This window comes from Sphingobacterium sp. WOUb80, from assembly GCF_050058145.1.
Taxonomy (GTDB): domain Bacteria; phylum Bacteroidota; class Bacteroidia; order Sphingobacteriales; family Sphingobacteriaceae; genus Sphingobacterium.
In genome coordinates, this window is record NZ_CP165617.1 from 3,047,475 (window position 1) to 3,060,315 (window position 12,841).

Sequence of the window (12,841 nt, forward strand, 5' to 3'; positions counted from 1 at the left end):
AATAAACTTTGTTTAGTATTACAAAACTTATGTATTTTTATTTAAAATGGAAAACCTAGCAATATATTATGTATTTGATTGTGCCAATACAGCGCTTACTAAAATGAATAAACCGATTCGATCCCTGCGCGATGGCGAAATTTTGGTCAACATACAGTACACTACCCTGTGTGGTAGTGATCTCCATACCTATAGTGGCCTGCGTAATGAACCATGCCCTACTATTTTAGGTCATGAAATTGTAGGAATCATCGAAGCAATCTCCTCAGGTCATAGCGGACTTGACGCACGGGGCAATCAGCTGCATATTGGCGACCGAATCACCTGGACTATTTTCTCAAGCGATCCCAATAGCGTCAATTATCAGCCCGAAATACCTCAAAAAAATGATAAACTCTACAAATATGGTCATCGTCAGGTTACCGAAGAGGACGATCTGCATGGTGGATTGGCAACTCATATTATCTTACGGCCAAATACCTGCATACGTATGCTTCCAAAAGATCTCTCCCTTGGAGTAGCGGCCACGATCAATTGTGCTATAGCTACTTCTGCAGGAGCGCTGCGCCTAGCAGAAACCATTAGTGGGAAAAATGTTCACATCGCAGGTATGGGATTATTGGGCTTGGTCAGTCTTGCCATGTGTAAGGAAAGAGGAGCCAACCGGATTATTGCCTCCGACATCAACCCTGTTCGTCTGGAATTAGCCAAAAAATTTGGAGCCACGGATACCATCAACCTAAGTGAAGTGGATCCAAACACCGTATTTCAAGCGCTCACCATCGATAGATTTATCGATATGAGCGGTTCGCCCGAAGCTATGGAACTCGGCATTGATACCTTGGGGCTTCATGGTAAAGCTATACTCGTAGGCGCAGTATTTAAACAACGGACAACTGGAATAGATGCTGAAAAGGTTATACGAAAAATGCTCACCATTAAAGGGCTGCATAACTACAACTATAGCGATTTTTCCACTGCAGTGGATTTTATTATCGACAATTGGCAAAAGTATCCCTTTGAGACATTGATAGAACGTGAGTTCCCATTGGAACAAGTCAATGAAGCAATAAGCTATGCTTTACAGCACAAACCTATCCGGGCGGGTATATTCGTTCACTCTTCAGCGGAAAAGCAATAATGGAAAGAACGTTTAGAAAAGATCAGTGGAAAATGCTGTTTGTCACAATGTTTTGCTACTTATTCTTTTACACAGGCAGACACAATTTTGGGTGGGCAGCAAGAGGCATTGCCAAAGAACTTAACATTAGTTTTCAGCAAGTCGGCTGGATCAGCTTTGCTATGCTCATGGGTTATGCCATAGGCCAGCTCATCAACGGGAATCTCGCAGATCGCTGGAGTCCCAAAATTATGATTATTACCGGTGGCGGTCTGTCCATTCTTTGCAACCTCTCTATTAGCTTTGCCAACTCCTATACTGCCATTTTAGTGCTCTGGACATTAAATGGTTATTTCCAGTCCATGGCCTGGGGATCGGGCGGTAAGCTTATTTCCAATTGGTGGAGCAGTTCCGAACGTGGCAAGGCTTTTGGCTTTTATACCATGGCTGCCGGAAGCTCCTCCGTTCTGACCTTTCTGATGGCCTTGGTACTCGTCCAACAGGAACAAAGCTGGCGCACCCTATTTCGCTACCCCATCTTATTTCTCGCGGGCGCATTACTGGTCTTTTTATTTGTCGCATACAGCGATCCCCAAAAAAAAGGCTATACTGCTGAAAAAAAAGAAGGAATAGCGGAGCAGGAAGATGCACAAGAAAAGGTTGCAGCATCAGAAAAACAAGGAGACTGGAAACAGTCCTATCTGCACGTATTTCAGAACCGCAACTTTATGATCGCTTCTCTGGCGATTGGTTTTCAAAGTATGGCGCGTTATGGCTTAATCTTTTGGGTTCCGATCCACTTCTTGGGAAACAATTACAAAGAGTCTACGGGCAACATGTGGCTGACATTGCTTATTCCTATTGGGATGGCTCTAGGCGCTCTTTCTTTCGGATACATCTCAGATCTCGTTTTTAACAAAAACAGAAGCAAATCCATAGGCGTCGGTATGGCTATCAGTTGCGTTATTGCCCTGCTCATTTATTGGGTACCTATCCACAATCACCTTCTGATCGGCATGCTAATGTTTACTTCTGGCTTCTTCGTATATGGGCCGCAAGCTAATTTCTGGACTTTAAGTCCAGATCTACTAGGGACCAAACTCGTCGGAACAGGCATTGGTGTAATGAATATGTTTGCTTATGTATTTGCAGCTATCGGTGAACCTCTGTTTGGTAAACTGATTGATTACACAGGCAATACAGCGAATATATTTCTTTTCGTTGCACTAATATGTGCCATTTGTGCAACAATCATTAGTTTTGTCCCCCCCCCAAACCATCATCAATAATAACCCTTAAAAAACCATGATAAACCGAAAAAAATTCTTAAAAATTGGCACACTGGGCCTCTCGAGCCTGTTTGCTCCTGCTGCATTTACCCATGCAAGAACAATATCGAACCTGAATCCAAAAGCTACTGAAGACGCTCTATCAGCTGCACCGAAGCAGTCCCGAACGAAACAGCAAAGTCTAACATTTGGTATTATCGCCGACCTACATTATGACCTTATGCATGATGGAGACCGGCGTGCCCAGCTCTTCATTGATGCAATAAACAAAGAACAGCCCGACTTTATAATTTCTTTGGGGGACTTTTGTATGCCCAAACCTGCCAACACGAAGCTGATGACCATATGGGCGCAGTTTAAGGGCAAAAAACATTATGTGCTGGGCAACCACGATACCGATGGCGGGTTTACTAAACAACAAGCTTTGACATTCTGGGGAGCCGAAAAACCCTATTATTCTTTTGATGACAAAGGTCTCCATTTTGTGGTGCTGGACGGTAATGAAAAAGATCCCAACAATAAAGTTGAAGGTTACCCACGCACGATCGGACAGGAGCAACTTCATTGGCTAAAGCAGGACCTTCAACAGACGAAATTGAGAACTGTTATTTTTTGCCATCAGGGACTTGAAAATACCATGAGCGGTATAGACAACGGTATGCAGGTACGCTATCTTCTTGAACAGATCAACACAGAATCCGGCTTCAACAAAGTAATTCTCGTGCTTACCGGTCACCATCATCTCAATTACCACAACGAAATAAATGGCATCCACTACGTACAGATCAATAGTTCATCTTACTATTGGGCAGGCGAAACTTTTGAAAGTAAAGCTTTTGACGAAACATTCTATAAAAACCATGGCATTTTAAAGAGGACACTCGTCTACAAGGATCCTATTTGGGCTTTGGTATCTATTGGCAAGAAAGACATCACAATTCGAGGGACAGAAACTGTTATGGCCGGGGTCCCCCTTAACCAAACCGGAATTGATGTTTATAAGGATGTTTATCCCATTTCTTCCAAAATTGATTCAAGACATTTAACATATTCACCAAAAAAATAGCCACAAAAAAAACAGTCCATAAAGTGTTATCAAGAAGATAACGCATAAAATTATGTCTACCCAGCATTTTCCATTGTCGACTGTGTGTCCAATTTCGGAAAACATCGGTAACTGGACGCACACCAAAAAAGGTTGTTCAATATCTCTGAACAATCTTTTTTTCTCAATGTATTTATTTATTCAGTATCAATAAGCTCGCTTTGCTCACTTATTCGCCGATTTACTTAGAATTTCAATTCATAGCTTTTCCCCTCTTGCATTTGAAGGGTTTTCCCAATATTGCTCGTAGATCTGAGAAAATCCTGCGTGTTCATCACTAAGCATCAATGAAATCAATTCCGAATTGGCCTAGGTTCATAGACAGTTACTCGCCTTGAGGTGGTTTAAAACTGTACAATCTTACAAAAAAACAAAGCGGCAATTACATTTGCAAAAGCCGCTTCTAAATCATTAAAATACGATCAATTTCGGAGCCTTATTGATAAACTGATCCAGTACACCATCAGCAATCATGACCGGTCCATCAAAACGGGTGGCACCTGGTATGGATTGAATCGCCGCAGCCTCTTTGGAAAACTTAGCCGCTTGCTCAAAATATTGGCCAGCTTTGACGTCTGCCTCGTTTGCTGCTTGAAGTCCAGCCACTGTTGATTCAAGTGCTTTACCCCACAGATACATGGCATCCAACCAAGGTTTTGCTTCAGCGAGAAATGCTTTATCAACTTTCCCATTACGGATCACGGCGGGGGCACCAACAAAACTTGCAGCTGTTTTTGAAAGCTCAGCGAGTACCTGCTTACGGTTTTCTGTATCACCATTTGCGATCACATCCTGCACATTGTCGAGTATAGATTTCAATTTCGGCGCTTGCGCTTGCCAAGGGTGCGACCCAAATATAGGCGCAAGACGCTGGGTATCAAAGAAAGTCAACAAGGCTTCAGTTGCTTGCTTGTCCCATCCCGCAAGTTCACGTGCGGCAAACCTCCAAGTCGGTTCTGCATCATATCCCTTATCATTCCACGCAAAAGCAACCAAGCCTGTCACAGCAATCCGGCTCGCCATCTCCTGATTCATTGGATTAGATACAATACCCGAAAGCTCTCCCGACAAACCAGCTTCACGGCGGGTATAAGGAGCCAGAAGTAATCTTCCTCTCGATTGATAAAAATCATTTACGGGATAGTTATCCCATAAAAATGTCTTACGGCCGAATGCTTTTGTTGCCGCGCGGGCATCTGATATAGAAATCGCAGGTGGCACGACATCGGTTCCTGTCCACTGGACAACAATAGTTGAATCAAGATGCTTGCGCAGTGCCGCTTTATAAGGGCTTTCTTTGGCATCATAGTATTCGGTAGGCACCATAATCAATGGCGATGCTGTCGGATCAACCGCTTTCATATTCGCTTGCACCGCGTTTAGCAGATGTGCTTGTGCCATTGCCGCTGCTTCCGCACCGGAAGGTCCAAATGTAAGTGAATCCAATTCACAATTCCACTTTGTATATTCAATATCGTCAAGCGCAACATAAAAACTATGGATACCCACTGCCCGCAGCGCAGCAAACTTGCTTAACAATGTTCGGAGATCATTCGAATCTGCAAAACAAACCGTTGGCCCCGGTGAAATGGCATACACAAAGTTGATATGATTTGTAGCTGCAATACCTGCTAGCTTCTCAAGCGACTTCAATGTTTCCTGGGGATAAGGCTCGCGCCAGCGATCCCTTGCATAAGGATCGTCTTTTGGACTGTAAATAAAGGTATTGGCTTTTATCGTCGATAGAAAGTTCAAGTGCCGTTCACGCTCTTCCATCGACCACGGTTTGCCATAGAAACCTTCAATGGTGCCCCTTATTGGTAAGGCAGGATGATCATTGACAACAATTTCTGGAAAAATAGGCCGATTTGCCAGCTGACGGAAGGTCTGTACTGCATAGTATAATCCATTAGCATCTTTAGCGGTTAAGGTGACAACTGATCCCTTATCGATTAACTTACTTGCGAGCGTGTAACCGCTTGCATTTGTATCCAAAGTAGATGTAATTTTCTTCAAACCATCAAGTACGTTAGGAGCTACATGCGTACCGATCAGGATATAGTTACCATCGATTGCCTTCGGAAGCTTTTTAGCCTGTTTTATACTTTTGACCCCTGCATCCGCCAACACTTTTGATACCAAGGACCTAGTACCTTGGTCAACAGTACCAGAATAAATCAGGGTGACAGATGTCCCCATTTTAAAGTTTCCTTTCCCAATTTCCATCGATACCGGAGCAGGAAAAATCGCTGGCATTGTGGAAGGAATTGATGCAGAAATATGATCCGCCGGAGGTGCTTGAACAGACTGTCCGTGGCTTATGCCTATATTCAAAAGTGAAATGGCAAAAACACAGACTTGTAGAATCTTAAAGTTATTTATCATGGGCTTAAAAATATGAAAATTATAATTATCATAACCTACTTAGCAACAATGATACAATAGAAAAAAACGTAGAGGCTAACACTATTGGACCATTTTTTAAACTATTTTGAACAAGCAATGCCACGATTATCAATCGACCTCCTCCGTCAAAGCGATTTTGCCGATCATAATATTCGGCCCTTTCGTCCCGCTGACCTTTAACTTCAGCACACCGTCGTTTGAGTCTTCGCGCATCACATGCAGTTTAACCCATTTTCCATCCTTATTGTGAGGACCAAGTGTATATTCCCTTCCTTCAAATTCGATATCGGCCGCTCTACCCAAATCGTTCCAGTCATGGAAGAAGACATAAAAAGTGCCGATCATCCCTTGAGGAACCCGCAGGTTGATTTCCATCTGTTTTCCTTGCCAAGCGGAGGAGACTTCATCCTTCCAGACGCCATCAGCTTTTACACTGTATGTTGTACCTTTACTTGCTTCATTCAGATCCAGATCTGTAGCCCATGCAACATTTTCGTTTATTCGCTGTGATTTCTTTCCTGCCTCCGCATACAATAAAGAATTCTTAAATGCCTTTGGTGCTACGCTTTTCAACGGTTCTACAAAAGCAAACATTTTACGCAAAGAATCTATATCGCGCTCCACATCCGGGTTGAAAGCATCGGATATCATGTATTGCTCAAGGCTTGCCCTAAGTTGATTGGCGACCAGATTTTTATCGTCGCGGATATTGAATCCTGTGACCAACAATTTTCCCTTACCTACTTTTAATTCAAAAATAGAAGCCAGCTTATTGTTGCGATGAAAATCATCGATTGGCTGTGCAAGAGGTCGATAGGAAGCGGGGAAATCATTGATATAAAATCCTTTTGCATTTTTGTAAATGTATTGCCATTGCCAGCTGCTGTAGGAGTCGGTCGGGAAATTGGCAAATGCAGGATGTTTATCCCTGACAAGCATGCCAATGGTATTGATACCCTGCCCGGGAAAGAAGGTCAGTGACCAATAGAGCGGATAAAAAGCTATGTTGTCCGCTGTTTTTACGTTACCAAGATCGGAAGCATCCAATAAAACATTTCCACCTGATTGTAAAATGGCTTCTACCTTTGCGTCAAATCGGTCAGCCATGTATATATTATAGGCTTTTTTGTTTTGCGCCGTCGGATACACCCATATCTCCCATCGGTTCTTAATAGGCCTATTCTTCAGCCCTACTTCCACAGTTAGTTTGGTGGCACGTTCAATCTGAGAGAAATCGCTCTCAAAATTCCCAATGATCTTGGAGGTCCCTGACTGAAACAAGCTGCTCTCCATGTTTCCTGTAGAAATAACCCGCTGCTCATCATCGTATATTTTCCAATAGACTCCATCCTGAATATCGGCTTTACCGTAATGCGCCACCTGCACTTTTGCCTTAAAGACTTCATTGGAGTTCCAGACAAATTTAGGTATGCGCAAAAGCGTTACCGTCGTGTCGTTATGCATTCTAAATTGCTCGGGGGTCGTTATTCCCTTACTATCATAAAAAGCATCGAGCCAGCCGATAAGTGCTTCACCCTGCCCCTGATAATCCTGCATACTCAACAACTGTATTCCGGCAGCCGATGGCGTACGCAGAAAAGATTCAATCTCATTTTTGTACATCAATTGGTTTAATGCACCCGAAGCCTGAACGAAAGCTTCATTTTGTGCTTCGAGATTATTCTTTTTCGCCTGTTCGCGGAACTGTTCCAGATTCCGAGCCTTCAGCACACCTGTATATTTTTTGATTTCATCCCACCTTGGATACACCGGCCATTGACCGATTTCATGTGCAATCACGGGGATACTGGACTGACTGTATACAGACTCAAAATCCCAATCCGTGGTGGCGCCTCGCAAACCTCGGGTGCCCCCCAGTTTATCCATATAGTGCGTCGCAATAAATTGATCCAATGCGGTGATCTTCCTAGCTGAAGACACCGAATAAAGGTGCCTGGAGTCATTTTTCTTATAAGGTTTAAGCCAGGATTCCATTACATCAAAGTCCGAATTACCCAATTCGTTACCAATCGACATCGTCGTAAAAGATGCATGGTTTCCATAGGTGGACAACATAGTTGCAATTTCCTTCTGTGCAAATATATCCGCAGAGACATTATGTCCCAGGCCTTGGGGTCTTCCTTTGGTGTTCATTTCCTCACGCCCGGGGTTGTCTACAGCCATCCACCAATCGAGCCAGATCACCTCGGGATGAAGGTATAGACCAATTCGATCCGCAGCTGTGAAGGCCGCTTCTGGCGGGCACCAGGAATGAAAACGTACATGGTTCAGTCCATAAGACTTATAAATACGAAAGATACGTTCCCAGGACTCAACATCCATGGCAGGATAACCTGTCAGCGGAAAATGCACACAGTCCAGGTTTCCCCGAAAGAAAACAGGTTTCCCATTGACGAGAATTTTGGATCTAGCGGTACTGATTTCACGAAAGCCGACTTCCATTTCTTTACGATCCAGTTGTACATCTTTGTCTCCGATGACCGACAAGCTCAGGGTATATAAATTCGGATTGATGTCATCCCATAGAGCGACAGACTCTGGCACTTGTTCGATTAGGTCCAGTGCCTGTTTGGCTCCTTTTAAAATAAGCTTTCTCTTTGCAGAGAATACCTCCATCCCGGTTTTGCGCTCACGAAGCGAAATTGCCAATATAACTTTTTTGTGCTGAGCACCGTCATTCACCAGCGTATCTTTGATCTGCAAAGTTTTGGGGGAGATTGATGTAAATATTTGTGGATTTGACAACCGAACCGGGTCTTTGGCCAAAAGTTCAATTTTCCCCACAGCGCCATTCCAGATACTTTGTGTATATTCGGAATAGACATGGCCTTTGTCTCCGATATTATAAATCATGTCGTTATTGATCCGGATTGTCAAGCGATGCTTTCCCGGAGACAGCACTCCAATCAGATGGGTATGAGGTGCATTTAGTGCATCCAAGGTGGAAATATGCTTACCATCCACAAACAACATCGATTGCCACATGACACGTTCGAGGTTTAGGAATAGTTGTTTTCCTTTCCAGCCTTGAGGCACTATGAGGTCCTTTTGATACCATGCCGGACCATAATATTTATATGCTCGTGTCAGAATACCAAAATCAGAACCTACCGTCTTTGTACCATATTTGGCTTCATCTGTCGTTCCTGGTAAATATATTGACTGGGTAAGATCCCTGTCAAACCAACGTTCGTTAATACCTTTGTTTTGATCATCAAGTGAAAATCGCCAGATACCATCCAGGCTTTGTTTGTTCTGGGCAAATGAATGAATTGAAATAAGAAAAAAAGAAAGTGCAAGGTAGAAAGTAAACCGCTTCATAAAGATGTATAATTGTAAAACTTATACAAAAGAACTCATATTACCATAAATGGAGATGTAGAAAAATAGCGAAAACATGTAAAATATGCTTTTATCCATTTAAATAATCCGCAACATTTATGCACTTAACAAATTCGTTACAGCAATATTGATCTTTACTGCAGATTTTGGCACACAAATAGCAATACAGCTATTTCATAATTTAGGTTAATAATTGGTTAGTTAAAAACGCTTGCATCTCCCCGATTCAAGCGTTTTTTTATGCTGACAGCTACTCTATGATACCCTTTTTCTATTTCGTCAATGGTACTTTCTTGGCTAAGGTTTTCAATGCCCCTTTATAAGAATCTAAGGTTCCAAACAGCGGTGATTTACTATCCGAAAACAGCTGACGACCAGTCCCATCGTAAATCGTCATATGAACTTTTGTATTATAGTTGGTCGTTGTGTACGAATTGTTTGTTGTGACCGAAGATCCTTTTTCCTTGTCTCCGTTTTGCTTGTTGCCATAAGACGAAGATGAAGAACCATAGGTTGAAGCTCCCTTATTTTCAATATCATAAACACCCATCACGACATAATCTACCTGGAGTATTTTAGCCAGTTCATCAGGGGTATGATTATCAATCTCTGAAAAATTGATCCCATTTTTGCTCAAAAGCGCATTTGTAGTCCTTGGATCCTGAAATTGAACAGCCAGTTTTTGCCCTTGCATGGCTTCGACACAGGCCTCTTGGATCTTCTTTCGCATTACATCGGTCATAATGCTCTGGTCATTACTGGCTATCTCAAAAGGAATTACAGCCAATAAATTCCCCGCCGATCGTTCCTCCGCCTTATTTGAAGACTTTTCAGCGCTGCTATTTTGCCCGAATATTTCTTCCCGGCCATTGGCAAAGACAATCTTGCTGATTTTGTCTTTCTTCAATTCATACAGCACAGCCTCGCCCGTATAGGAAAACTTAATCAGCTCATCACTTATCGATACGATCTTTCCTTTCTTCTGGCTACCGTCCGCAAGGTAGATCACATCCTCTTTTTGCTGAGCAACAGCTGTTTGTTTAGCACCTATGCATAGGAACATAAACAGGATTAAAAATAATTTGATTGGTCTCATAATTTTATTCTTGACGATTAATGATCAGTTTCTTCTTTTGTACCACTATCCTTTTGATTGAAAATAACCTCCTGAATCGGTAAGGCTAAGACGATACCCTCATCGGTGAAGCATCTATAAATCTGAGCCAGCAATCCACTCTTAACGACTCCACTATCCTTGGAGGTCCTGACCCAAAAGTAGAGTTCGACAACCACTGCCTGCGAGGTGACCTGTACAAACTGAACTGATGTCCCGATTGAAGAAAGAATCTGTTCGTCCTCCTCCAATATCTTTTTTAGCAGCTGTGTTACCCGCTCCAGATCTACACCATATTTTACCTCGAGACGTATACTCAGACGTTTTTTCGCTCCACCTTGGCTCCAGTTCATCACATGCGCATTGAGCAGATCGCCATTGGGCATAATCAGATCCGCTCCCTCGGCCGTGGCAATGACACTGCTACGAAATCCTATTGATTTTACTTTACCCGATTTACCACCGATCTCGATCAGATCATCTACGTTCACAGGTTTTTCAAATGCAATAATTAAACCACTCACCAGGTTGTTGACCAAAGTCTGAAGGCCAAAACCTATACCCACCCCCAGTGCGCCAACGATAATACCGATCTGCTGGACGGGAATTCCAAGTGCCGAAAAGGCTAGAAAAAATCCGATGACAATAATTGTGATCCGAACAAGCAAAATCCAGCTCCCCAATCGGAATCTATTTTGGGCTGTCCCTTCTTTTTTCTCCCATTGGGAGTCCGCAGCAAAATAGGAAACGATCTTCGAAAGTACCGTTGCACAGACCATGATCAATAAAAATACCACGAGATTATTGACCGAGAACTGATAGTTGCCCAAGCGATGCTCGGTTTCCAGAAAATCTTTCAACGGGTCTGCAAGAAATCTGAATTCATAGAAATTTCGACCAAAAAGCACAAACCAGCCAACGATCAATACGGCATAAAAAAACGCAGGGGCCCGTTTGCCTACCCGGTTATAATTGATATAAAATAGCCTTCTTTCTTGCTTCTGATAAACGGAAGAAGCCAATTGTAATCCTTCATTGACCAATCGGATCACCCACAAAAACAAAATAAAAACCACGGCATTTGTCAATCCCGCTACCAAAAGTACCTTACTGAGATTAAAGCGACCAAAAAGGTTCAATACCACAGATACTAGTTCCAATAGTACCATAAATGCGATCGGAAAAAGTATCCAGCGTTCTTTTATCTCATCGCGCCGTTTCTTATTAAAAAGAGCAAGCAGGCCAACCAGACAGGCAGCAACGGCTATGAAAAGAATTAGCCAGCGTTCCATCCGCGAAGGCTGAAGGACGAGGTTATCCAATCCGGCGAGAATAAACAGCGTTAATATTGCTAGCCAGACCGCCATCCAATACTTTGTAATTGCCGGTCTAAAAACAAGGGACAAAAAGATCGAAGCAATAGTCAATATGGTAATTGTAAACACAAAAGGTGCTGCGGGAAATATAAACTGCATCACACACAAGCCAATTATCAATCCACTCAAAAGCGGCCTATGCAACAACAGACTTGCCTGAACCACATTTTTATCATTGATCTGCCGGCGCAGAACATGGACATACACCACGACGACTAAACTTGCCAAAAAGAAGAAAAAGAGTTTCCCCAGATGCGCCCTTAAATAATAGAAATAAAGCAATTTGGCCTTTACGAATGAGAAATATAAGATTTCATCCAAGGGTCGTTCAAATCTACTGGGTACCCATATATTAACAAAATTACGCGCAATCGTCCGGTCTGAAAGCTGATTCTGGTAGTATTGTACTTCTTCCATATCCGATTCCAGCCGTGCCAGTTCAATATTAATTCTATTCTCTAATTCGTGCACAACATTGATCCGCTCGGCAAGTTTCAGGGTGATAGGCGAGATCTCCATGGCAATCACCCGAATCCGGCCCATATAGCGAGCTACATTAGCGGAGTCTTTCGAAACAACAAAAAGTGCAGGATCATTGCTCAACGAATCAAGCTGCAGCTGATAATTTGTCAGCCTATCCTGATAGCGGTCCATCTCGCGCTTTAGGCTCCTCACCTCTATCGAAAGTGCATTTAGGATATTAAAGGTTACGGTAAGATTACGCGACGACTGAGCGGATCCCTTATTTTCAAAAACACCATCTTTGGCCATATCATGTAAGACCGTCAACTCCTTCAGCCCGCGATCCACACGCATCGAATCGAAGTCTTTTCGCAGAAAAGAGCGAGATTGACTCGCCAGCAATTTAATGTCCTCCAGTACACGATTTTGTCGGATGGTAGCACGATCCATCTCCAGATCCTGAATACTTCTTTTAGCAGATTCCTTAAAAAATTGCTCCATCTTGGCCACAAACCCCACCTGGACCGAATCCTGGGAATTGCCCAAAAGCACTTTTGAAAACAGCATGATTAAGAAACATGCTAAAACTTTCCTGCTCATTGATTT

Annotated in this window: 7 protein-coding genes; 3 read left to right on the top strand and 4 right to left on the bottom strand. The window is 42.9% G+C overall.

The annotated features are described in order from the left end of the window. The first annotated feature begins 46 nt into the window (after positions 1–46). Genes AB1Z56_RS12910 through AB1Z56_RS12920 form a run of 3 tightly spaced genes read left to right on the top strand, consistent with a single transcriptional unit; the run spans position 47 to position 3,475 of the window. Positions 47–1,141: a zinc-binding dehydrogenase gene (locus AB1Z56_RS12910; RefSeq protein WP_426792243.1), complete on the top strand. Its 1,095-nt coding sequence runs from the start codon at positions 47–49 to the stop codon at positions 1,139–1,141. Beyond that, positions 1,141–2,409 carry an MFS transporter gene (locus AB1Z56_RS12915; RefSeq protein ID WP_426792244.1) on the top strand — a complete coding sequence of 423 codons (1,269 nt, stop codon included), beginning with the start codon at positions 1,141–1,143 and terminating at the stop codon, positions 2,407–2,409. Before AB1Z56_RS12910 ends, AB1Z56_RS12915 begins: the two co-directional genes overlap by 1 nt. 16 nt (positions 2,410–2,425) lie before the next feature. After that, entirely contained in the window at positions 2,426–3,475 is a 1,050-nt protein-coding gene (locus AB1Z56_RS12920) for a metallophosphoesterase family protein (protein WP_426792245.1), read from the top strand. Between the two features lie 450 nt (positions 3,476–3,925). Here the strand turns inward: AB1Z56_RS12920 and AB1Z56_RS12925 are convergent, their stop codons facing one another. The 4 genes from AB1Z56_RS12925 to AB1Z56_RS12940 all read right to left on the bottom strand — a co-directional run bounded on the left by AB1Z56_RS12925 (position 3,926) and on the right by AB1Z56_RS12940 (position 12,835). Further along, positions 3,926–5,899 (bottom strand): beta-N-acetylhexosaminidase family protein, encoded by a 1,974-nt coding sequence (locus tag AB1Z56_RS12925; protein WP_426792246.1) that lies wholly within the window; start codon positions 5,897–5,899, stop codon positions 3,926–3,928. Between the two features lie 129 nt (positions 5,900–6,028). Then, the gene (locus AB1Z56_RS12930) at positions 6,029–9,262 is read right to left on the bottom strand and encodes a sugar-binding domain-containing protein (RefSeq protein WP_426792247.1); all 3,234 of its coding nucleotides are present in this window, start codon (positions 9,260–9,262) and stop codon (positions 6,029–6,031) included. Between the two features lie 292 nt (positions 9,263–9,554). After that, entirely contained in the window at positions 9,555–10,379 is an 825-nt protein-coding gene (locus AB1Z56_RS12935; protein ID WP_426792248.1) for a hypothetical protein, read from the bottom strand. A gap of 17 nt (positions 10,380–10,396) precedes the next feature. Then, positions 10,397–12,835 (bottom strand): mechanosensitive ion channel family protein, encoded by a 2,439-nt coding sequence (locus tag AB1Z56_RS12940; protein ID WP_426792249.1) that lies wholly within the window; start codon positions 12,833–12,835, stop codon positions 10,397–10,399. Positions 12,836–12,841: the final 6 nt, after the last annotated feature.